The 21,131-nt window shown below is 30.2% G+C and carries 25 protein-coding genes; 17 read left to right on the top strand and 8 right to left on the bottom strand.

The window, feature by feature from the left end; genetic code table 11:
* The first annotated feature begins 80 nt into the window (after positions 1-80).
* From EG240_RS17025 to EG240_RS07930, 6 genes are all read left to right on the top strand, one after another.
* Positions 81-1,715: an RHS repeat domain-containing protein gene (locus EG240_RS17025; RefSeq protein WP_125018855.1), complete on the top strand. Its 1,635-nt coding sequence runs from the start codon at positions 81-83 to the stop codon at positions 1,713-1,715.
* Between the two features lies 1 nt (position 1,716).
* Positions 1,717-2,268, top strand: coding sequence for a hypothetical protein (locus EG240_RS07905; protein ID WP_125018856.1), 552 nt, complete (start codon positions 1,717-1,719; stop codon positions 2,266-2,268).
* Between the two features lie 221 nt (positions 2,269-2,489).
* On the top strand, positions 2,490-3,062 hold the full coding sequence (locus EG240_RS07910; RefSeq protein ID WP_125018857.1) for an RHS repeat domain-containing protein: 573 nt from the start codon (positions 2,490-2,492) through the stop codon (positions 3,060-3,062).
* Between the two features lie 14 nt (positions 3,063-3,076).
* Positions 3,077-3,415 (top strand): hypothetical protein, encoded by a 339-nt coding sequence (locus EG240_RS07915; RefSeq protein WP_125018858.1) that lies wholly within the window; start codon positions 3,077-3,079, stop codon positions 3,413-3,415.
* 523 nt (positions 3,416-3,938) lie between these two features.
* Positions 3,939-4,160, top strand: a complete 222-nt coding sequence (locus EG240_RS07925; RefSeq protein ID WP_125018859.1) for a hypothetical protein — start codon at positions 3,939-3,941, stop codon at positions 4,158-4,160.
* 6 nt (positions 4,161-4,166) lie between these two features.
* Positions 4,167-4,562 carry a hypothetical protein gene (locus EG240_RS07930; RefSeq protein ID WP_125018860.1) on the top strand — a complete coding sequence of 132 codons (396 nt, stop codon included), beginning with the start codon at positions 4,167-4,169 and terminating at the stop codon, positions 4,560-4,562.
* A 356-nt stretch (positions 4,563-4,918) separates the two neighbouring features.
* Here EG240_RS07930 and EG240_RS07935 read toward each other — a convergent pair whose 3' ends face one another.
* Positions 4,919-5,656 (bottom strand): CDP-alcohol phosphatidyltransferase family protein, encoded by a 738-nt coding sequence (locus EG240_RS07935; RefSeq protein WP_125018930.1) that lies wholly within the window; start codon positions 5,654-5,656, stop codon positions 4,919-4,921.
* Positions 5,657-5,779: 123 nt separating this feature from the next.
* Here EG240_RS07935 and EG240_RS07940 point away from each other — a divergent pair, with 123 nt between their 5' ends.
* From EG240_RS07940 to EG240_RS07950, 3 genes are read left to right on the top strand one after another with little or no spacing between them, the layout of a single operon-like run.
* On the top strand, positions 5,780-6,853 hold the full coding sequence (locus EG240_RS07940) for a putative type IX sorting system protein PorV2 (RefSeq protein WP_125018861.1): 1,074 nt from the start codon (positions 5,780-5,782) through the stop codon (positions 6,851-6,853).
* Positions 6,853-7,971: a lipoprotein N-acyltransferase Lnb domain-containing protein gene (locus EG240_RS07945; RefSeq protein WP_125018862.1), complete on the top strand. Its 1,119-nt coding sequence runs from the start codon at positions 6,853-6,855 to the stop codon at positions 7,969-7,971. The genes EG240_RS07940 and EG240_RS07945 overlap by 1 nt, the downstream gene beginning before the upstream one ends.
* 2 nt (positions 7,972-7,973) lie before the next feature.
* Positions 7,974-8,711: a tyrosine-protein phosphatase gene (locus EG240_RS07950; protein ID WP_125018863.1), complete on the top strand. Its 738-nt coding sequence runs from the start codon at positions 7,974-7,976 to the stop codon at positions 8,709-8,711.
* 48 nt (positions 8,712-8,759) lie between these two features.
* Here the strand turns inward: EG240_RS07950 and prmC are convergent, their stop codons facing one another.
* Entirely contained in the window at positions 8,760-9,608 is an 849-nt protein-coding gene (prmC, locus tag EG240_RS07955) for a peptide chain release factor N(5)-glutamine methyltransferase (RefSeq protein ID WP_125018864.1), read from the bottom strand.
* 65 nt (positions 9,609-9,673) lie between these two features.
* On the opposite strand from prmC, the gene ribD reads away from it, so the two are divergent.
* Entirely contained in the window at positions 9,674-10,711 is a 1,038-nt protein-coding gene (gene ribD, locus EG240_RS07960) for a bifunctional diaminohydroxyphosphoribosylaminopyrimidine deaminase/5-amino-6-(5-phosphoribosylamino)uracil reductase RibD (RefSeq protein ID WP_262674667.1), read from the top strand.
* A 50-nt stretch (positions 10,712-10,761) separates the two neighbouring features.
* The gene (locus tag EG240_RS07965) at positions 10,762-11,322 is read left to right on the top strand and encodes an IMPACT family protein (RefSeq protein WP_125018932.1); all 561 of its coding nucleotides are present in this window, start codon (positions 10,762-10,764) and stop codon (positions 11,320-11,322) included.
* 4 nt (positions 11,323-11,326) lie between these two features.
* Here EG240_RS07965 and EG240_RS07970 read toward each other — a convergent pair whose 3' ends face one another.
* Both EG240_RS07970 and EG240_RS07975 read right to left on the bottom strand, forming a co-directional pair.
* The gene (locus tag EG240_RS07970; RefSeq protein WP_125018865.1) at positions 11,327-12,028 is read right to left on the bottom strand and encodes a hypothetical protein; all 702 of its coding nucleotides are present in this window, start codon (positions 12,026-12,028) and stop codon (positions 11,327-11,329) included.
* Between the two features lie 76 nt (positions 12,029-12,104).
* A complete protein-coding gene (locus EG240_RS07975; protein ID WP_125018866.1) occupies positions 12,105-12,509 on the bottom strand; it encodes an acyl-CoA thioesterase in 405 nt (134 codons plus the stop codon).
* Between the two features lie 179 nt (positions 12,510-12,688).
* Here EG240_RS07975 and dnaA point away from each other — a divergent pair, with 179 nt between their 5' ends.
* From dnaA to EG240_RS07995, 4 genes are read left to right on the top strand one after another with little or no spacing between them, the layout of a single operon-like run.
* The gene (gene dnaA, locus EG240_RS07980; RefSeq protein WP_125018867.1) at positions 12,689-14,128 is read left to right on the top strand and encodes a chromosomal replication initiator protein DnaA; all 1,440 of its coding nucleotides are present in this window, start codon (positions 12,689-12,691) and stop codon (positions 14,126-14,128) included.
* A 1-nt stretch (position 14,129) separates the two neighbouring features.
* Positions 14,130-14,582, top strand: a complete 453-nt coding sequence (locus tag EG240_RS07985) for a low molecular weight protein-tyrosine-phosphatase (RefSeq protein WP_235830352.1) — start codon at positions 14,130-14,132, stop codon at positions 14,580-14,582.
* A gap of 45 nt (positions 14,583-14,627) precedes the next feature.
* The gene (locus tag EG240_RS07990) at positions 14,628-15,338 is read left to right on the top strand and encodes an SAM-dependent methyltransferase (RefSeq protein ID WP_125018868.1); all 711 of its coding nucleotides are present in this window, start codon (positions 14,628-14,630) and stop codon (positions 15,336-15,338) included.
* 11 nt (positions 15,339-15,349) lie between these two features.
* Positions 15,350-15,787, top strand: coding sequence for a hypothetical protein (locus EG240_RS07995; RefSeq protein ID WP_125018869.1), 438 nt, complete (start codon positions 15,350-15,352; stop codon positions 15,785-15,787).
* A 45-nt stretch (positions 15,788-15,832) separates the two neighbouring features.
* On the opposite strand, the gene yajC is transcribed toward EG240_RS07995, so the two are convergent.
* The 4 genes from yajC to EG240_RS08015 form a co-directional block, all read right to left on the bottom strand.
* On the bottom strand, positions 15,833-16,108 hold the full coding sequence (gene yajC / locus EG240_RS08000; protein ID WP_125018870.1) for a preprotein translocase subunit YajC: 276 nt from the start codon (positions 16,106-16,108) through the stop codon (positions 15,833-15,835).
* Between the two features lie 13 nt (positions 16,109-16,121).
* Entirely contained in the window at positions 16,122-16,622 is a 501-nt protein-coding gene (locus tag EG240_RS08005; protein ID WP_125018871.1) for a DUF1573 domain-containing protein, read from the bottom strand.
* Positions 16,623-16,637: 15 nt separating this feature from the next.
* A complete protein-coding gene (gene nusB, locus EG240_RS08010; RefSeq protein WP_162497959.1) occupies positions 16,638-17,579 on the bottom strand; it encodes a transcription antitermination factor NusB in 942 nt (313 codons plus the stop codon).
* Between the two features lie 88 nt (positions 17,580-17,667).
* A complete protein-coding gene (locus EG240_RS08015) occupies positions 17,668-18,768 on the bottom strand; it encodes a Glu/Leu/Phe/Val family dehydrogenase (protein WP_125018872.1) in 1,101 nt (366 codons plus the stop codon).
* Positions 18,769-18,932: 164 nt separating this feature from the next.
* On the opposite strand from EG240_RS08015, the gene EG240_RS08020 reads away from it, so the two are divergent.
* Together EG240_RS08020 and EG240_RS08025 are read left to right on the top strand one after the other, a co-directional pair.
* Positions 18,933-20,690 (top strand): ABC transporter ATP-binding protein, encoded by a 1,758-nt coding sequence (locus EG240_RS08020; RefSeq protein ID WP_125018873.1) that lies wholly within the window; start codon positions 18,933-18,935, stop codon positions 20,688-20,690.
* Positions 20,691-20,757: 67 nt separating this feature from the next.
* A complete protein-coding gene (locus EG240_RS08025) occupies positions 20,758-21,123 on the top strand; it encodes a PUR family DNA/RNA-binding protein (RefSeq protein ID WP_125018874.1) in 366 nt (121 codons plus the stop codon).
* Positions 21,124-21,131: the final 8 nt, after the last annotated feature.

The raw sequence follows: 21,131 nt of genomic DNA on the forward strand, positions 1-21,131 counted from the left end.
ATGAGTCAAATTTAAGATTTTAGTCTTAACTTCAACTGAACGCTAAGTTAGTATATCCAGACAATGCTTGGCAAGCCATAATGCATTATACAAACGAAGGTCAACTTCAGAAACAAGAATTTAGTGGTGGTGTTCAGAGTGAATTTGATTACGACCATTCAGGAAGAATAACTGGACAAAAAATTCAGGTTGCCACGAAACAGACTCTTGATAAAAAGTTTTATTGGAATCCAGAAAATAAATTAAACCAAGTTTTTAATCAATTAACACAAAAACATACAGCTTATTATTATGATGATTTTGGAGGGCTATCTGCAGCTAAATTCGAAGATGGATTTGTGCAATTCAAAACGCCCGATCAAGTAGGCAATATTTACGAAACCAAAAGCCAAAAAGACCGAGTTTATGATAAAGGCGGAAAATTATTAAGAGACAGAAAATGGTATTATCATTACGATAATAAAGGCAACTTGCAACTAAAAACCAAAAGAAAACTCTTTGAAACCCAAAAAAGTAACAAACCACAAAAACCTCAGAATTTACAAGAACTTTTTCCGCTGTCGTTTCAGTGGAGCTTATTGGGCAATAACCTAAAAGATACCAATTTTGATTTAGAAGTTGACCACCAAGAAATTTCTTCAGAAACAAATTGGAATCTTGGCGATTGGTTTTATCAATGGACAAGTAATGGCATGCTAAAGCGTGTGAAAACCCCAGAAGGTAAAGAAATAAAATTTGAATACGATGCCTTAGGAAGGCGAACAACCAAAATTGCAAATAACAAAATTTATCGTTACATTTGGGATGCAGATGTTCTTTTACATGAGTGGCACTATCCGTTGAGCGAGCGCCCTGTACTACAAATAAATGAGAATGGAGATTTAGAATATAGCCATCCAGAGCCTGTAGAAAACCTAATAACATGGCTGTATCAGACAGATAGTTTTGTACCTTGTGGCAAAATAGAAAACGGTGAAAAATATAGCATAGTAAGCGATTATTTGGGACGTCCAATTCAGGTTTTCAACAAGTATTCAAATATAGTTTGGAGTGCAGATTACGACATTTATGGCAAACTCTTAAACCTAAAAGGCGAAAAACAGTTTATTCCTTTTAGGCAACTTGGGCAGTACGAAGATGAAGAATTAGGCGGTCTTTATTACAACCGTTTCAGATATTACGATTCTAATAATGGTTTGTATATTTCTAAAGACCCAATTGGGTTGGCAGGTAATAACCCAACTTTGTATGGGTATGTGGCTGATACAAATGTAGAGATAGACCCGTTTGGGTTATTGAATGAGTTCGGAATTGCGGGATATGGAAATGCTCTACATGTCAAAGATGGATTGAGTGCTCATGAGTTATTACAAAACGCTTGGTTAAGAAATAATGAAATTGTATCAGGTAGAATGTCAGGTATTGCAAAATCAAACCCTGCAATGGCTTTGCAAGAAAATATGATGCATAAAACCATATCTAAATTACAAGCACAATATGGATTGCATAATCCTAATGTATTGAAAAGTCAAACCGCTTTGCAAAATATAAATAGAAATACAGCAATTACACGACGAGGAATATTTGAGGATTTAGTAAATAAAAGAGGTTGGCAACCTGCAAACGCTAAAGAGTTTGCAACTAAAAAAGCACTCGAACTACGAAACGAGGCAATAGATTTTGCCAAGAAAAATGGTTTAATAAAATGTCATTAATATGAATTTAATTGCAAAAATTAGTCAAAATTCCAAAAATGAAATTATTGGAAGAATAGGAGGAAATATACCTTATTACTTATTAGAAAAAGCAGAAGTAATTACAGGGTACAATTTTTATATAACGTTTCAGAATCCCGACAATATAGACGAGTATATTTCTATATTAGTTCCCAAAAGTTATGATACAATGATTGATAATAATATTTATCCAAATTGTTTAGTAAAAGTATTTGCTCATAAGTTTTCAGAAGAAAGCGACAATATAGAATATACATTAGATTCTATCACAAAAACCGCTATTAAAGGATTTAATAAATCGGATGAATTTAATTTTATTACTAAATCTGATAATCCTAATTTAATTCAAGATGAAGATTATTATTCTGAAGCATTGGAAAAAGATAATTATACTTTTTTTGTACAAATAGACGAAGATTATTATTCTGAAAATTTGATTAATGGTAATTACATCTTTGGTTATGGAGCATTGTATTTATATAGACATAAAAAAACGAATGAAATCATAGCTGGATTTTGGCAATACTCTTAAAAAAACTGCTTCCCTTGAAGCGGTTTTATTGTTTTATAGCTGGGCAATGTTTTTAAGTTTCACAGATTTAATAAATCCATCGAGTACGTGTAGGATATTTTGTGTTTTCTTTTCAACTGAAAAATAAAAAAGCAGTATATTTACTCTAGCTGAATTAGGCTTGTTCTTTAGCTGTTGATGCTCGCGAGAGGAGAAATGTAGTTTGGAGTGCAGATTACGACATTTATGGCAAACTCTTAAACCTAAAAGGCGAAAAACAGTTTATTCCTTTTAGGCAACTTGGGCAGTACGAAGATGAAGAATTAGGGGGTCTATATTACAACCGTTTCAGATATTACGATTCTAATAATGGTTTGTATATCTCTAAAGACCCGATTGGGTTGGCTGGTAATAACCCTACTTTGTATGGGTATGTGGCTGATACGAATACGTGGGTGGATGTCTTTGGGCTGGATTGTAAAGCAAGATTAAAAAAAATTAATGGACAGGAAATAGATGGAAATGCTACAGCTATTGGACGAATGGACAAATTAAAATATTTTGATAATTTTTCAAATGTTGATACATGGCATAAATCAGGAAGAATCCCAAAATCTGGAGATAAACCCGTATCATGGGCCGAAAATAGAAAATGGCTACAAGAAAGAATCGATCGAGGAGATACATTTATTATGACAATGGATCCAAAAAAACTTCCTACTAAGTATGTACCTGGAGTGCCTAATGGATGGTTTACGAAATTAGAATATGATCATCTAACAAAAAATGGGGCTAAAATAATATATTCATTTTAAATGAAAAATTGTATATGTATAATGAAATAATTGAACTTGATATTTTTGATGATTTAATTGAAGATAAAAACATAAATATTGTGATATGTACTCAACTAATATTTTGTGATTATTTAAACAATCAGCATGATTTGAATTCAAACTACAAATTCGAAGTGATTAAATATGGATTTCAGGGGTATTATACAGTTGTTGGGATAAAATATTTAACAGATAGTGCGACAACCATTGAAGATACAGTTATAGAAAAATTCAATTTTTTAATGAACAATCTAAAAATTTATGACTTGATTACCTTTTATATAAAAAATGAAGAAAGTATTAATAACATTAGAATAAATTTAAATAGGTGATATATCCCTTCCTATCCTCCGTTAGTCTGACGCTCGTATCCTAGAGTATAAAACAAACAAAGCCAACTTTTCGGAGTTGGCTTTTTAGTTACGAAGCATATGTTTTTCTAGTTTTAGCATCTCTGATATAGGTATCAATGAGATCATATAGCGTTTGTTTTTTATTTTCTTCAAGCTGTTCAAGGGCTTCAAAAAACAGTATATTTACCATAAGGAAAAAGTTGTTCTTTGCTATTGCTGAAATGTTGATGCTCGCGGGAGGAGAAAGGTTGCGCAGAGTTAGATGTCTCAAGACCCAATAGGACTCGCGGGTAATAACCCAACTTTGTATAGTTATGTGAAGGATACGAATACGTTGGTTGACCCGTTTGGGTTAACAATGAAAAATCCATTTGAGATATTTTTTAGTCAAGATTCAATTAGTCCAGTTTTTGATGACGGAAGTAAGTTAAATAATTTGGTAGGGCGGTTAAGAAATACTCCAAGTTACGCAGAGTCAGTTGAACCGATAAGATTAATTCGCATGCGAGACTTACCAGAAAATATTCAAAGGAAATTATTAGCTCAAGGTTCATATGCTGATGCTGTATTTACATTAGATAATAGGCGATTGTATGCAGCCCGTGAAGCAGGAGTACGAGTAAATACGATATGGGCTACACCAGAAGATTTGTCAAGAATAAATTTGGATGGAAGATTTAGTACAGATAATTCTGGTAATTCAATTAGAGTAAGATGTCATTAATTATTTATGGAAAATAAAGCTATTAAAACGAAAGAAGTCGGATTCATAAATGGTAGAGATGCTATTTACTTAGATGAATTTAAACAGACATTTAATAAAACACAAAATTGTGTTTTTAAAGGGGTGTTAAATCCTAAATTGGTTGAAAAAACTTGTAATAAAAGTCACATTTCTTATGTTTGCCAATTTGAACAAGTTATTTATTATGAAGTACATAATTTAGATTTGTATAATGAAAATATTTTATGTTCGTCTTTTGATATAGTTGAAAATTCTAATCTACTTGTGCGATTAAAAAAGTATTCGTCAAAAGTTACTAAAGAACATAAGCATTATGTATTCGCAACCTATGACTATGTTTATGATATTATTGCAACTAATTACAAATTAGAAATTGATTAGTAATAAAAAAAATGACTAGTCCTGAAATTACGATGCATAAAAAAAGAGGCGTTATGGAAGAATCAAACAATTATGTAAAACATCTTAATTTTAAGTATTAGGAAGTAATCTGTGCTTTTATATTTTGATTTTTTTGAAAATTGATAAGAGAACACTGATTTCTCTATTATTTAAGACTGCGTTTTTTTGCAAGAAGGATGGTAGCTTTGTTTGAGCTCTTTTACAAATTTTAATTTGGAAAAAGCGAGTGCGGACAGCCTGGTCTGAAACGCAGTGGAAGGCTTGCTCTAAATATTTTAAAAAAAAATCCGTTTCAGAAATTAAGAAACGGATTTAGAAATTTTTAAATCAAAATGTTATATAGTTTTGTTTGATGTTTTATTGATGATAATTGACAATAGAATATAAAATCCGATGATAAATGGAACTGCTGTATATTTGAATAAAACTAATGCAATAACACAAATGCTCAAAAAGATGATACTTAGTTTGTTATCGCTGAATTTTTTACCTTTTATTTTTAATGAAAATAAAGGTAATTCTGCATTCATGATAAATGCACTAAACACGCTGATGAATACCAAAACATAAGGATTACTGAAAATGTCAATTAAAATATCGAACTGAGTTGTTGACATAATAACCGGAATGCTCAAAATAAATAATGCGTTTGCTGGTGTTGGTAAACCAATGAAACTATCGGTTTGTCTGGTATCAATGTTGAATTTTGCTAAACGCATGCATGAACCTAAAGTGATGATGAAACCTATAAACGGAACCAATTTCATATAAAAGGTTTCGTCTGTAACATTATATTGTTCGTGATTTTCTTGTATGTGAGCCAACATTTGATACATTGCCACACCAGGAACAACACCTGACGTTACCATATCTGCTAATGAATCTAATTGAACGCCTAACGGGCTTGAAACTTTTAAAGTTCTTGCAGCGAATCCATCCCAAAAATCAAAGAAAATTCCCATGCTTACCCAGAAAAATGCCATTTGTAAATTGTCATCAAATGCATAAACTAAGGCGATTAATCCAGAAAGTAAATTTAAAAGTGTGATTAAGTTAGGAATCTGTTTTTTTATGTTCATGTGATTTAAATATAATTTATTACTTTTAAGAAAAAACAAATGTAAGCAATAAGTTAAACATATTTTGAGTTTACTATTTGAGAATTTTATTTCATCTTTGTAAAAACATTTGAAAAAGTGACTAAAAAAATTTTATATATTTTATTATCAGTTGGTTGTGTTTCTTATGGACAGACTGCTAGAAAATATTCAAATGAATTTTTGAATATTGGTGTCGATGCAGCTGCTTTAGGGATGGGAAATAGTGTTATTGCACAAACCAATGATGTAAATTCGGCCTATTGGAATCCTTCTGGTTTGGTAAATTTAGAATCAAAGCAGATTTCGTTAATGCACGCAAGTTATTTTGCCAACATAGCACAATATGATTATGCTGCTTTTGCAATGCCAATTGATGATAAAAGTGCTGTTGCGCTTTCGATGATTCGATTTGGTGTTGATGATATATTGAATACAACAGAACTTATCGATCAAAACGGAAATATAGATTACAATCGAATTAGTTTGTTTTCTACAGCAGATTATGCTTTCACAGCTTCTTATGCTCGAAAGTTGAATGTCGAGGGATTATCTGTTGGTGCGAATGCTAAAGTGGTTCGAAGAATTATTGGTAAATTTGCAAATTCATGGGGATTTGGTTTTGATGTTGGTATGCAATACAAAACCGCTTCTGATTGGCAGTTTGGTGCAATGGTTCGAGATATTACCACGACTTATAATACTTGGAGTATAAACAAAAAGGAATTTGATAAAATTAAGGATGCTGTTCCAGGACAAAATCAAGATTTACCTGAAACTACAGAAATCACTTTACCAAAACTTCAGTTAGGAGCTGCTAAAAATTTCGGATTAACCGAAGATTTGAGTTTAATGGCAGCCATGGTTTTACATACTGAGTTTGCTCAAACCAATGCAGTTGTTTCTACAAAAGGATTCAGTTTACAACCTTCAGCGGGAGTTGAGTTTGGTTATGCAAAAATGGTTTTTGTTCGTGGTGGTGTAGGTAATTTCCAAAACGAATTACAAATAGATGTGAATGAGAAAGTAACTTTCCAGCCGAATTTAGGTTTAGGATTTAGATATAAAGGTATTCAGATTGATTACGCTTTAACTAATATTGGCGAACAAAGTGCAGCTCTTTATTCAAATATTTTCTCATTAAAATTAGATTTAAGTATATTTAGTAAATAATGAATTTTAAAATTTTAAAATATGTAAAACAACAAGTCTTAGTTTTGGTTTGTTGTTTTTCTTTTGTTGGTTTTTCACAAAATATAAAGCTTTCGGACAATGCGCAAGTAAGTGTTTTAACTTGTGGTTCAGGTGAGGAAATGTATGCTTTGTTCGGACATAATGCTATTCGAATTACAGATAATTTGAACGGGTTAGATGTGGTTTATAACTACGGAATGTTCGATTTTTCCACACCAAATTTCTACAGTAAATTTGTCAAAGGTGATTTATTATATACAATAGGACTAGAAAATTACAACGATTTTTTATCTTCTTATATACATTACAATCGGTCAATTAATGAGCAATATTTAAATCTGACATTAGAACAAAAGCAAGCTATTTTTGATAAGATTCAACATCAATTAGCTACGGAAGAACGTAATTATCAGTATAAATTTATTGATAATAATTGTACAACTAAAATAGTTGATTTATTAAATGAAGTTCTTGAAAAGCCAATAGAAACGCAATTTGAAGGCAATTCAGATTCACAAAGAAAAATTCTAAATTCATCTTTAACGAATCATTATTTTGAGAAATTAGGTATGAATTTGCTTTTTGGCATCAATGTTGATAAAGATAACGAGAAAGTTTTTTTGCCCGAAAAATTAATGCTCTCGATTTCTAATTCAACAAATGGGAATCAAAGGTTAGAACAAAACGACATTTTGCACTATGAAAGAATAGAAAATTCATCAAAATCAAATTGGAATACAATTTACTTTTTTTCGATTATATGCTTAATTCTAGCTTTTTTATCGAGAATAAAGTTTATACAATACATATTCTTCTTTTCTGTTGGAATTTTAGGAACAGTAATCTTGATTGTTAGTCTGTTTACAAGTCATTCAGAATTGGTTTGGAATGAGAGTTTATTACTTTTTAATCCATTGTATTTCTTTTTAGGAATAAAGAAGTTTAGAAATGTTATTACAAAAATATTAGGGGCATCTATAATTTTATTTTTAATAATCGCATCTTTTGAAAAGACGTTAATTGTACTACCATTACTTTTGTTGGAATTATTTTATTTGTACCAATTGCTTAGAAAAAAAATAGAAAAAAAAGATTAAAAATGTTTTCAATATTTAAAACAAAGCCCATTCTGAAGGATTTAATTCCTGAAGGATTTATCGATATACATTCTCATGTTTTACACGGATTAGATGATGGAGCAAAAACATTGAGAGATACTGTATATTTAATCGAATCTATGAAAGATTTTGGATTCGAAAAAATTATGACAACACCTCATACAACCCCGTTGGTTTGGGAAAATACAAAAGAAGGAATTATATCAAAGTTAGAAGAAGTAAAATCAGAAATTCCTGAATTGGCTAAATCCGTTTCTTTGAATGCAGCATCGGAATATCTAATGGATGAGAGTTTTTTACGACGTTTAGAAAACGAGAAAATACTTGCTCTGAAAGATAATGTTGTTTTGGTAGAAATGTCTTATATGAATCCGCCTATTCATTTGTATGACATTCTTTTCAAATTAGTAAGTTTGGGTTATCAGCCTGTTTTGGCACATCCAGAACGATATAATTTTTATGCGAACGACTTCAATGCGTTTAAGAAATTAAAAAAAGCGGGATGTTTATTTCAGTTGAATTTGTTATCTGTTACAGGTTATTATGGAAGTGGAATTGCTCATATTGCTGACGAACTTTTAAAAAACGACATGTATGATTTTGCAGGTTCAGATATTCACCATGATAATCATATAAACGGTTTTTCAAACAAATTAAAAATTAAAAATGTAAAAACGTTTGAAAAAGTTTTAGAAAATAATATTAAATTTTTTGGTTAATAAGAATTGCCCTTAAATAGTGAATAACTTTTAGGGGCAATTTGATTTTTATACCTTCATTCCGCGAATCATTCGGTCATTTCCTACAAAATCTTTTCTTAATTCTACATTAGTAAAATGTTTATTGAATAAATCCAAGGTTTCTTTTCCTAAATATTGATTGATTTCAAAAAATAAATATCCATTTGATTTTAAGCTGTTTTCTGCTAAAGAAACAATCTTTCTGTAGAAAATTAACGGATCATCATCTTCTACAAACAAAGCCAAATGAGGTTCATGAATCAAGACATTGTTTTTAATTTCTACCTTTTCTAAATTTCGAACATAAGGCGGATTTGAAACAATAATATCGTATAAATCTAAAACTTCAGTTTCTAAAATACTTTGGTTTATAAATGAAATACTAACTCCTAAATCTTGAGCGTTTTTCTTGGCAACTTCAATAGCTTTTTCAGAAATATCCAAAGTAGTTACTTCAACATTTTTAGCCATTTTAGCAATCGTAATTGGAATACAACCACTTCCGGTTCCAATATCTAAAATACGCCACGTTTTTGATGGATTTTCTGCAATAGTATTTAAAATCCATTCAACTAATTCTTCAGTTTCTTGTCTTGGAATTAACGTGTTTTCGTTCACGTAAAAATCTAATCCGTAAAAATAAGCTTTATTAAAAATGTATTGAATCGGTTTTTCTGAAATTAATTCTTTTAGAACATTTTCAAATTCAGAAGATTTTTCTTTATCTAATTGAAAAGGAGTTTTCATAATAAAATCAACACGTTTCCAACCTAAAACTTCTTCTAAAGCAATATAAAATAGTTGTTGGGCTTCAGCTTCATCATAGATCAAAGATAAAGAAGTTACAAATTCGTTTTTAAAAGCTTTTAATTCCATACGATTCACAAAAAGGGTTTATTATTCGTGCTAAAAAATGTAAATTTGCCTAAAATGCAATTCTTTTGAAAACAGACGAAATTTACATGCAACGTTGTTTAGACTTAGCCGCAAAAGGTTTGGTTGATGCTATGCCAAATCCGAGCGTTGGTGCCGTTGTTGTGCACAAAGATACGATTATTGGCGAAGGTTTTACATCGGCTTACGGAGGTTCTCATGCCGAAGTTAATGCAATTCATAGCGTTTTAGATAAATCGTTGCTTTCAAAGTCAACTTTATATGTGAGTTTAGAACCTTGTAATCATTTCGGAAAAACACCTCCGTGTAGTGATTTGATTGTGAATTCGAAGATTCCGAAAGTTGTAATTGGTTGTGTTGATCCGTTTTCGGAAGTTGCTGGAAAAGGAATTGAAAAACTAAAAGCTAACGGAATTGACGTTACTGTTGGCGTTTTGGAAAATGAATGCGCATCATCTCACAAACGATTTTTTACTTTTCATACCAAAAAACGTCCGTTTATTATTTTGAAGTGGGCAGAATCTCAAGATGGTTTTGTTAGTCCGAATACAAAATTGGAACAAAAGCCGGTTTGGTTAACTAATGTTTATTCGCGTCAATTAGTTCATAAATTACGAAGTGAAGAAATGGCGATTTTGGTGGGAACTCAAACTGTTTTGGCTGATAATCCAACGTTGAATACTAGAGATTGGTTTGGCAAAAATTCGATTCGGTTATATATTGATAGAGAAAATAAAATTTCCGATGATGTACATTTGAAAGATGGAACAATTCCAACTATTTGTTTAACTTCAAATTTTAAAGAAAATAAATTGAATTTAGATTTTGAGTTAGTAGATTTTACTAAAAATGTTCCAGAACAAATTTGTGAAATTTTGTATAAACGCAACATTCAATCAGTGATTGTTGAAGGTGGAACTTTTACTTTACAGCAATTTATTAATGCTAATTTGTGGGATGAAGCGATGGTTTTTAAAAGCCAAGTTTTGTTGAATGATGGAACAAAGGCTCCGATGTTTAATAAAAATCCATTTGAAATTAAATCAATCAGTAATGATCAATTATTCTTATTCAAAAATAAATAGTTTTGGAAAAAGATACATATAAAACTTTAGCAGCTCCGACAGAGGAAGTGATGTTTAAAGAGAAAAACAGCAAGTTTTACGGTTATGCATTTCCGATTGAAACGGAAGAGGAAGTTAAACCTATTCTTGAAAAAATTAAAAAACAACATTATACAGCGCGCCATTGGTGTTATGCTTTTCAAATTGGGACTTCAAAAATTTATTTTCGAGCCAATGATGATGGTGAACCAAATAATAGTGCTGGAATGCCTATTTATGGTCAAATTCAGTCGTTTGAACTTACTAATGTTTTAGTTGTTGTTGTTCGTTATTTTGGCGGAATTAAACTTGGGGTAGGAGGTTTGGTTCAAGCTTATAAAACAGGAGCGCAAATGGCCTTGGAAGTTGCTGAAATTGAAGAGCGAACTATTGATGTCCATTTTATCGTTTCGTTTGATTACAAAAACATGAATAAAGTGATGCGTGTGATTAAAGAAAAAAATGTACGTTTAATTAAGCAAGAAATGGAAATGAGTTGTGTTTTTGAGATTGCTATTCGTAAACATTTTGCTCAAGATATTTTTGAAGCTTTTGATGCAATTTATGAAGTAGATATAAAAGAAAAAGAATAGGAACTTAAAGTTCATATTCTTTTTTAAATTTCACAACCTTCGAAATCAAATAATATTTAAACGGATCGTGAAGGGAAATCAAATCTTTATTGAAATCATCTTCATTTACTAGAAAATAGACAAACATATTAATATTCTCCTCTGGTACTTTAAATTCGTTAACCAAGACTTCATCTGGATAAACTTGTTTTAAGGCCTTAAAGTTGATTTCTGCTTTTTCAAAAGCAATTACTTTCTTAATTGTTTTATTACGACCTGAAATACGATTAAAAACACCATCTAAAGTAACTCCTGTGCTATTTTCAAAAACAGGTTTTATACTGTTTTGATGTTCAAGTTTTTCGTCTTTGCTTTTTGGTTTTGTGCCAAAATTGAAAAGAGGACCGCGGTCAATCACTAATTCATTTAATGTTGTTCCTTCTTTTTTTAAGTAATAGCGCAACGATTTTGATTTTATTACAACTTCAGGTACAATGTATTCATCAAAAATAGTTTCATTCTGAAAAAACACCAAAGTATCGTTTTCAGACATTTTCATTTGAAAAACACCTCGACTGTCTGTTTCAATCGATTCTTTTGAATTCTTATTGTAAACAGTTAATTTAATTGTAGTGTGATCCTCTAATAAAAGCTTTCCTTGAATCAATTCTTGAGAAAAAGATTTCCATGAAAGTATTATAAATATAAAGTAAAGAAATTTTCTCATAAATCGATTTTTAATGATTTTTCATTGAGTAAAAATTGGTTTATTTCTACTTTATAAATTAAATAAAAAATAATCTTTATTTTAACATATTTAACCTTTCTGTAACATAGTCAGGAGGTAGCGTTGGACGTCCCGATTTCATGTCAATAAACACCAACATTGAGTAGCCAGTTGTTAATAACTCGCCTTCCTGATTTCGTATTTCATAATCAAATTCTATCTTGACAGAAGTCTGACTTTTTAGTATAGTTGTGACTGTAAGTATGTCGTCATATTTAGCTGGTTTTTTATAATTCATCGTTAAAGAAACCACAGGAAGCATGATTCCATTTTCTTCCATCCATTTGTATGAAATTCCTTGGTTTCTAAGCCATTCAACGCGTCCTATTTCAAAATATTGTGCGTAATTTGCATGATAAACGACACCCATTTGGTCTGTTTCTGCATAGCGAACACGAACTTCAATATCAAATTTATTCATTATTATTTTTAATTTATTTTGTTACTAATTTTATTAATAATACTTACAATTTTATTTTTAAAAAACAAATAGCAATAAGTTTTTTTTTAACAAAAAATGTGACCATATTTGTCAAAAGGAATCTACCACAAATTCCAAAAAATTAACATTTACGAGAACACAATAATATTCACAATAACATGCTTGATTATACTACCAATAATGCAAAATCTGTATGGAATAACTGTCTAAATTTCATAAAAGACAACATTCAAGAGCAAGCGTTCAAAACGTGGTTTGAACCTATTAAGGCAATTGAACTAACAGATAATGTTTTGTATATTCAGGTGCCTAGTAAATTCTTCTACGAATGGTTAGAAGAGCATTATGTAAAGATATTAAAATCTGCTTTACAAAAAGAACTTGGACCGGGTGCAAAATTATTATATAAGATTGAAATGGAAAACGCTCAGGGTAATAAAAAACCTTTTACTGAGCAACTTCCTAGTACACATAGAGAACCTGTCAAAACTCAAGAGTTAGATGTTCCTGTTCAACAAAAGAATCCTGAATTAAAAAATCCGTTTGTAATTCCTGGAATTCGAAATGTAAAAATTGAATCTCAATTAAATTCAAATTATAGTTTTGATAATTTCTTAGAAGGCGAATCTAACCGATTAGCTCGTAATGCGGGTATGGCTGTAGCTAATAAACCTGGAGGAACGGCTTTTAATCCATTAATGTTATATGGTGGAGTTGGTTTGGGAAAAACCCATTTGGCTCATGCTATTGGTGTTGAAATCAAAGAAAAATTCCCTGAGAAAACTGTTCTTTATATTTCGGCTGAAGTTTTTACACAACAATATGTAGATTCTGTTCGTAAACAAACACGTAACGACTTTATTTATTTTTATCAATTAATTGATGTTTTAATTGTTGATGATATTCAATTCTTATCTGGAAAATCAGGTACACAAGATGTGTTCTTTCATATTTTTAATTATTTACATCAAAATGGAAAGCAAGTAATTTTAACTTCGGATAAAGCACCTGTTGATATGCAAGATATTGAACAGCGTTTATTATCTCGTTTTAAATGGGGATTGTCTGCGGAAATTCAACATCCTGATTTTGAAACGCGTGTAAATATTGCTAAAAGTATTTTGTTCCGTGATGGAGTTGAAATGCCTGAAGATGTTATTGAATATGTAGCTAAAAACGTAAAAACAAACGTTCGTGAATTAGAAGGAGCAATTATTTCTTTAATTGCACAATCATCATTTAATAAGCGTGAGATTACTTTAGAATTAGCGAAAAGCGTTGTTGAAAAATTTGTTAAGAACGTTAAGAAAGATATTTCAATCGATTATATTCAAAAAATTGTTTCTGATTATTTCAGTTTAGATGTTGAAACGTTATGTTCAAAAACTAGAAAAAGACACATTGTACAAGCAAGACAATTGGCTATGTTCTTTTCGAAAAAATATACAAAATCATCTTTGGCAAATATCGGTTCTTTAACTGGAGATCGTGATCATGCAACGGTTCTTCATGCTTGTAAAACTGTTGATAATCTTTTGGAAACAGATAAACAATTCAAAGGTTATTTCGAAGATATAAACAAAAAATTATCCATGTAATATGAAAGTATTAATGGTTTGTTTGGGAAATATTTGTAGATCTCCTTTAGCTGAAGGGATTTTAAAATCAAAAGTTTCTAAAAATATAAAAGTTGATTCTGCTGGAACTGCTGCTTGGCATTCTGGAAATTTACCTGATAAACGTTCTATTGCAGTAGCCAAAACGTATGGTATTGATTTAACCGATCAACGTGCTCGACAATTTTTAGTTGAAGATTTTGATCGATTCGACTATATTTATGTTATGGACAAAAGCAATTATGTGAATGTTTGTAAATTGGCTCCAAATAACGAAGCGATAGACAAAGTTGAATTGATATTAAATGAAAGTCATTCAGGAAAAGATTTAGAAGTACCCGATCCGTATTATGGTGGAGATGATGGATTTGAAAATGTATTTCAAATGTTAGATGAAGCTTGTAATAAAATAAAAGATAAACTAGAAAACGCTTAATTTACTAAGCGTTTTTTTATTGTTATATTTGTAAAAATTTAAAACATGACCGAAAAAGGTACTTTATATTTAATTCCAGTTCCGTTAGGAGATAATAATCCAGAAGAAGTTTTGCCACAAAGTGTTAAAAGAGCGATCGGTTTAATTGATACTTTTGTGGTTGAAAATAGTAAAGTTGCAAGAAAATTCATAAAAGCAATTCATCCAGAAAAAGTTCAAGCATCGTTAACGCTTTTCGAATTGAATAAACATACCGATTCTAAAGAAATAAATTCATTTATAAAACCAATTTTAGATGGCAAGAATATGGGGTTGATGAGTGACGCCGGTTGTCCTGGTGTTGCCGATCCAGGTGCGGTTGTTGTAAAGTTAGCTCATGAAAAAGGAATTAAAGTTGTTCCTTTAGTTGGGCCGTCTTCTATTTTAATGTCAATGATGGCATCTGGAATGAATGGTCAGTCGTTTACTTTTAATGGATATTTACCAATTGATAAGTCTGATAAGAAAACTGCCTTAAAAAATTTAGAACGTTGGTCGCAAGAACGAGATCAATCTCAAATTTTTATTGAAACACCTTATCGAAACAATCAAATTTTAGAGGAAATGATTCAGATTTTAAATCCGAATACTTTGGTTTGTGTAGCTTGCGATATAAGTCTTCCTACAGAATATATCGTTACTAAGCCTATTAGTTTATGGAAAAAATCAAAACCTGATTTACATAAACGTCCGTGTATTTTTATCATTCATAAATAAAATCTAAATATATGAATTCTATTTATAAAGTGTTTATTCTTGTTTTTAGTCTGAGTTTTTTGAGTTGTAATTTTAATTCAACTTATCGAAATAGAACATTAGATAAAAATGAAGCTGAAATTATCACAAATAAATTATATGAGTTTTTAGAAAAAGATGAATTTTCAAATGCAACTTCTTTATTCAGTTCTAAGTTTTTGGAAGTTACTCCGCTCGATAGTTTGAACAAAATGTTTTTGGATGTTAAATCACTTGGTAAGTATGAAGGTAGAGCTTTAAGTAATTTCGAAACTTTTGTTGTTGAAGGTTCAAATCCCAAATCAGAATATATTTTTATTTATGATGTGAATTATGAAAAATTTCCTTCTCAAGAAACAATTCGTTTAGAAAAAGAGGGTGATTCAATAAAAATAGTTACTTATCAAATCCATTCAGATGGTTTTAATTAATTAAAAAATCCAGCTTTTGCTGGATTTTTTTACTCATAATGAAAATTATTTCTTTTCATTTACTTTTTTAGATAATTCAATTGAAACTGCATTGCGTTCAATTTTTAATTTTCCAGACATTGTTTCAATGATAATAGTATTTTCATTTAATTCTGATACTCTTGCATGAATTCCAGATTTAGTTACAATTTTATCACCAACTTTTAAAGCTGCTTCGAATTGTTTTTCGTTTTTAACTCTTTTCTGTTGTGGACGTATCATTAAAAAATATAATACACCAAACATTAAAACTAAAGGTAAAAATTGTTGAATATTTTCCATTCTAATTGTTTAATTATTCTTCTACGTTTGCTTTAACCGTCAATATTTCTGTACCATTAGCTGTGTTAGTAGTTAAAGTAACATTTTTGTTTTGAGCTCCTGCAGTATTAGCATTAAATGCAACTTTTATTGGTGCAGAACTTCCTGGTTTAATAGGCGTTTTTGGATAATCTGGAACAGTACAACCACATGATGCAGAAGCATTGATGATAACTAAATCAGCGTTTCCATTGTTTGTTACAATAAACTCAGTTTCATTTTTTGTACCTTTTTTTATAGTTCCAAAATCATGCTCTGTTTTGTTGAATTTTGCAACTGGTGTTCCATCTTTACTAGCTGTAACAGCTGTTTCAACTTGTCCATCAACTGTAGTAGTAGTTGCTGATGCTTCTGGAGCAACTTCATTTTGTGTTGCAGGATTCTCAGAACTGATTTTTGAAGATGCATCTTCACTTTTTTTACAAGATACAAATGCTACCGAAGCAATTGCTAATGCGAAAACTATTTTTTTCATTTTTAAATTAAAATTTTACATTAAACCTCTACCTGCTTTAGCAAATTTTCCTTCTTTTTGGTATTCTTTAACTAAAGCATCTAAAATTCCGTTGATAAATATACTACTTTTTGGTGTAGAATATTCCTTTGCAATTTCTAAATATTCGTTAATTGTTACTTTAACAGGAATTGAAGTGAATTTTTGTAGTTCACAAATTGCCATTTTCAAGATAATGATATCAATTTCTGCAATACGTTCAGAATCCCAATTTGGAGTTTTATCGTTAAATTCATCAGCTAATTCTCTACTGTTTAGCATGGTTTTACGAAACAATATTTTAGCATATTCCTTATCATCTTCGTCTTTAAAAACACGAGGAATTCTAAAGTAATCAACATCTGATTTTATTGTTTTCAATTGTTTTTGAATCGCTGTATTCACAAGTGGAATGTCATCAACCCAAGTTAGTTTATTGTCTTCTAGGTATTCGTAAATTTTTTCGTTAGGAGCGATGATGTCTGTAAATATCGATACCATGAAATCACGATCTTCTTCAAAAGTTGTAGAAGATTTTTTCATGTAATCTTTGTATAAATCTGAAGCTTTAATTTCAGTAAGTAAGATTTTAATGTATTGATCGTTTACTTTAAAATCTTTGATTCCAGATTCTTCGATATTATTATTTAATGATTCAGAGTTAACTAAAACTTGTAATAATCTGTTGTTTACGAATTTTTTATTAGGATTTCTTTCTTCTGGAGTAGCTAAATGTTTTAGTGCAGAAAGTTCAAGGAATTCATTTTCTACTTTTTGAACTTCTATTAATGAAGATAGCATTAACAAATATAAATCGCGAATTGATTCTAAACTATAGTTAAGAAATTTTTCGTTTGAATCCATTAAATCGGATTGATTTTGTTGCATCGCATAAATGGTTTGCATTACTTTTATACGAATATGTCTTCTGTTTAACATGCTTTGAAAGAACTTAAATTATAAATTAAAGAAAGCGAAAACCTGAGTGATTTTCGCTTTGCAAAATTATAAAATATTCGTTAGAAAACTATTTTTTTTCATTTTTTTTAGCTTCTATACGTTGTTCTGCTTTTCTCATAGCAGCTTGGTTTGTTGTAATGCCTTGTTCTTTAGCGTAATTTAAGATCTCTAAAGTTGTATTATAGATGTTTTCTGTTCTTCGTAAAGCTTCAGCAGCATCGTATTTTGCAATTTCACCAAACACATTGATGATTCCACCTGCGTTAATTAAAAAATCTGGTGCATAAACGATTCCTCTTTCTTGTAAACGCTTTCCATGAATTGCTTCAACTGCCAATTGATTATTAGCTGCTCCAGCGATTACTTTAGCTTTGATTTTTTCTATTGTGTCATCATTAATTGTTGCGCCTAAAGCACAAGGAGCATAAATATCTACATCAGCAGAGTAAATATCTGAACCTGTATAAATTTGTGCATTGTATTTTTTTGCAACTTCTTCCATTCTTTCTTCGCTGATATCAATGATTTGAACCAATGCGCCAGCTTCAGTTAAATGTTTAACTAAAGTTTCTCCTACGTTTCCAATACCTTGAACAAGAACTTTTTTTCCATTTAGATTATCAGATCCAAATTGGAAATTTGTTGCAGCTTTTAATCCCATGAAAACTCCATAAGCCGTGACAGGCGAAGGATTCCCTGAACCGCCCAGACTTTCGGAAATACCTGTAACGTTTTTAGTTATTGTATGAATCAAATCCATATCAGGGGTTGTAGTTCCTACATCTTCTGCAGTAATATATCTTCCGCTTAATGAATCAACATATTTTGCAAATGCAATTAGCATTTCAGGTGTTTTATCTTTTTTAGAATCACCAATAATAACCGCTTTTCCTCCTCCAAGATCTAATCCTGAAATAGCCGATTTGTAAGTCATTCCACGAGATAGACGCAAAACATCATTTAAAGCTTCCCATTCAGAAGTGTAATTCCACATTCTAGTTCCTCCTAAAGCTGGTCCTAAAACTGTGTTATGAATACCGATTATTGCTTTCAAACCTGTATCTTTGTCGTTACAGAAAACAACTTGTTCATGATTGTCAAAAGATATTTGACCAAAGACAGGGTCGATTTTTTTCAACTCTTCTGGGCTGTAAATATTAGTTGTCATAAATTATATGTAATTTAGTTAGTATGGTTATTCCAAATATAATAAAATTTTAACAATTCGTGTTTTCTGAGTTGATTTAAATGATATATTTAATAAATATGTTAATTTATGAACTGAATAATTAATTTTGAGTTATAATAAATAAAAAACACATAGGTAATTCAATGAAAGAATTAAAAAAATTAAATAAATATTTTGTTAAGTATAAATACAGTTTTATTCTAGGAATAATTATTACGATTGCATCTCAGATTTTCAGTGTTTTTACGCCTACTTTTGTTGGTGATATTATATCGGCGCTATATGATTTTTATAAATCTACAGTTTCTGCAGAATCTGTTAGAGAATTAATAATTAAGAATGTTTTATTAATTTTAGGAACTACTTTAATTGCTGGTTTTTTTACCTTTTTGATGCGTCAAACATTAATTGTGATGTCTCGCCACATTGAGTTTGACTTAAAAAACGAAATTTATAAGCAATACCAAAACCTATCTCAAAGTTTTTATAAGAAAAATAAAACCGGAGATTTGATGAGTCGTATTTCTGAAGATGTTGGAAAAGTGCGTCAATATGTTGGGCCAGCAGTGATGTATTCTGTAAACACTGCAATTCGAATGACAGTTGTAATCATTCAAATGTATATTACTTCTCCCGAGCTTACTTTTTACGCGTTGCTTCCTGTTCCAATTTTAGCTTACGTAATGATGCGTTTGAGTAAAGAAATTAATAATCGTAGTTTTCAATATCAACAAAATCTTTCTAGATTATCATCTTTTTCTCAAGAAATTTTTTCTGGTGTTCGTGTAATAAAGGCTTATGCTTTAGAAAATGAAAAGGATAAAGAATATGAAAAAATCACAACTGAAAGTAAAAATATATTTATGCGTTTAGCAAGTGCTAATGCAATGATTGGTCCTTTAATGGTTTTGATTATCGGAGTTAGTAATTTACTTGTTATATATATTGGAGCAAAATTGTTTATTAATGGTACAATTACTGAGATTGGAATTATTGCTCAATTTATTTTATACATTAATATGTTAACTTGGCCAATTGCTTCATTGGGATGGGTTTCTACAATGATTCAAGAGGCGGATTCTTCTCAAAAAAGAATTAATGAGTTCTTAGATGAGAAACCTGAAATAGTAAATAATAATTCTGAAGAAACACCAATTAAGGGTAAAATTGAATTTAAGAATGTCGCTTTTATTTATGAAGATACCAATATCCAAGCTTTAAAAAATGTGTCGTTTACTTTAGAAAAAGGAAAAACATTAGCTATTTTGGGTAAAACAGGTTCTGGAAAATCAACAGTTTTAAACTTGATTGCTAGATTGTATGATTCGACTTCAGGTGAAATTTTTATAGATGATGTAAACATTAAAAAATTAAATTTAAACAACCTTAGAAATGAAACTGCTATGGTTCCCCAAGATGCATTTTTATTTTCAGATTCTATAAAAAATAACATCAAGTTTGGTAATGAAAATGCTACCGATGAAGAAGTGATTCATTTTGCAAAAATGGCTGATGTTCATAAAAATATAGAAAAGTTTGAAAAGAAACATGATACGGTTTTAGGTGAGCGTGGATTGACACTTTCGGGCGGGCAAAAACAACGTGTTTCGATTGCTCGTGCTTTGATAAAAAATCCAAATATTTTACTTTTGGATGATTGTTTATCTGCTGTTGATACAGAAACCGAAGAAACGATTCTAAATAATTTAGAGAAGTTAACAAAGGATAAAACTACAATCATTGTCACACATCGCGTATCATCTGCTAAGAATGCAGATATGATTATTATTCTTGAAGATGGCGAAATAATAGAGCAAGGTTCGCATTCAGAATTAATAAATCAAAATGGATATTATAAAGATTTATATAGTAAACAACTTTCTGAAAAAGATATAGCATAAATATTGCATTTATAATTTTTTTTTTAGACTTTTGAAATCAAGTTAAATATTAACGCACCGAAAAATTATGAGAGAACATGACTTATTAGAAAAAGAAGAGATTTTTTCTAAAGTATTACGAGCAGGAAGAAGAACTTATTTTTTTGATGTTAGATCAACAAAAGCTGACGATTACTATATAACAATTACAGAAAGTAAAAAATTTACTGAAGATGATGGTTCATTCCATTTCAAAAAGCATAAAATATATTTATATAAAGAAGATTTTACATCATTCAGAGAAATATTAGACGAAATGACTCAATTTGTATTGGATCATAAAGGAGAAGAAGTGATTTCTGAAAGACATCAAAAAGATTTTAAAAGAGATTTTGCTGAAGTAGATGATATGCCAACATCAAATTTCACAAACATAAATTTTGACGATATTTAATATAAGAG

The organism is Paenimyroides tangerinum, from assembly GCF_003865405.1.
GTDB lineage: Bacteria > Bacteroidota > Bacteroidia > Flavobacteriales > Flavobacteriaceae > Flavobacterium > Flavobacterium tangerinum.

Excerpts from the sequence above, each read along its gene's own strand:
- EG240_RS17025 (WP_125018855.1), top strand. The coding sequence starts at position 81 with ATGCATTATACAAACGAAGGTCAACTTCAGAAACAAGAATTTAGTGGT.
- EG240_RS07905 (WP_125018856.1), top strand. The coding sequence starts at position 1,717 with ATGAATTTAATTGCAAAAATTAGTCAAAATTCCAAAAATGAAATTATT.
- EG240_RS07915 (WP_125018858.1), top strand. The coding sequence starts at position 3,077 with ATGTATAATGAAATAATTGAACTTGATATTTTTGATGATTTAATTGAA.
- EG240_RS07925 (WP_125018859.1), top strand. The coding sequence starts at position 3,939 with ATGCGAGACTTACCAGAAAATATTCAAAGGAAATTATTAGCTCAAGGT.
- EG240_RS07930 (WP_125018860.1), top strand. The coding sequence starts at position 4,167 with ATGGAAAATAAAGCTATTAAAACGAAAGAAGTCGGATTCATAAATGGT.
- EG240_RS07945 (WP_125018862.1), top strand. The coding sequence starts at position 6,853 with ATGAATTTTAAAATTTTAAAATATGTAAAACAACAAGTCTTAGTTTTG.
- EG240_RS07950 (WP_125018863.1), top strand. The coding sequence starts at position 7,974 with ATGTTTTCAATATTTAAAACAAAGCCCATTCTGAAGGATTTAATTCCT.
- prmC (WP_125018864.1), bottom strand. The coding sequence starts at position 9,608 with ATGGAATTAAAAGCTTTTAAAAACGAATTTGTAACTTCTTTATCTTTG.
- EG240_RS07965 (WP_125018932.1), top strand. The coding sequence starts at position 10,762 with ATGTTTAAAGAGAAAAACAGCAAGTTTTACGGTTATGCATTTCCGATT.
- EG240_RS07970 (WP_125018865.1), bottom strand. The coding sequence starts at position 12,028 with ATGAGAAAATTTCTTTACTTTATATTTATAATACTTTCATGGAAATCT.
- EG240_RS07975 (WP_125018866.1), bottom strand. The coding sequence starts at position 12,509 with ATGAATAAATTTGATATTGAAGTTCGTGTTCGCTATGCAGAAACAGAC.
- dnaA (WP_125018867.1), top strand. The coding sequence starts at position 12,689 with ATGCTTGATTATACTACCAATAATGCAAAATCTGTATGGAATAACTGT.
- EG240_RS07985 (WP_235830352.1), top strand. The coding sequence starts at position 14,130 with ATGAAAGTATTAATGGTTTGTTTGGGAAATATTTGTAGATCTCCTTTA.
- EG240_RS07990 (WP_125018868.1), top strand. The coding sequence starts at position 14,628 with ATGACCGAAAAAGGTACTTTATATTTAATTCCAGTTCCGTTAGGAGAT.
- EG240_RS07995 (WP_125018869.1), top strand. The coding sequence starts at position 15,350 with ATGAATTCTATTTATAAAGTGTTTATTCTTGTTTTTAGTCTGAGTTTT.
- yajC (WP_125018870.1), bottom strand. The coding sequence starts at position 16,108 with ATGGAAAATATTCAACAATTTTTACCTTTAGTTTTAATGTTTGGTGTA.
- EG240_RS08005 (WP_125018871.1), bottom strand. The coding sequence starts at position 16,622 with ATGAAAAAAATAGTTTTCGCATTAGCAATTGCTTCGGTAGCATTTGTA.
- nusB (WP_162497959.1), bottom strand. The coding sequence starts at position 17,579 with ATGTTAAACAGAAGACATATTCGTATAAAAGTAATGCAAACCATTTAT.
- EG240_RS08015 (WP_125018872.1), bottom strand. The coding sequence starts at position 18,768 with ATGACAACTAATATTTACAGCCCAGAAGAGTTGAAAAAAATCGACCCT.
- EG240_RS08020 (WP_125018873.1), top strand. The coding sequence starts at position 18,933 with ATGAAAGAATTAAAAAAATTAAATAAATATTTTGTTAAGTATAAATAC.
- EG240_RS08025 (WP_125018874.1), top strand. The coding sequence starts at position 20,758 with ATGAGAGAACATGACTTATTAGAAAAAGAAGAGATTTTTTCTAAAGTA.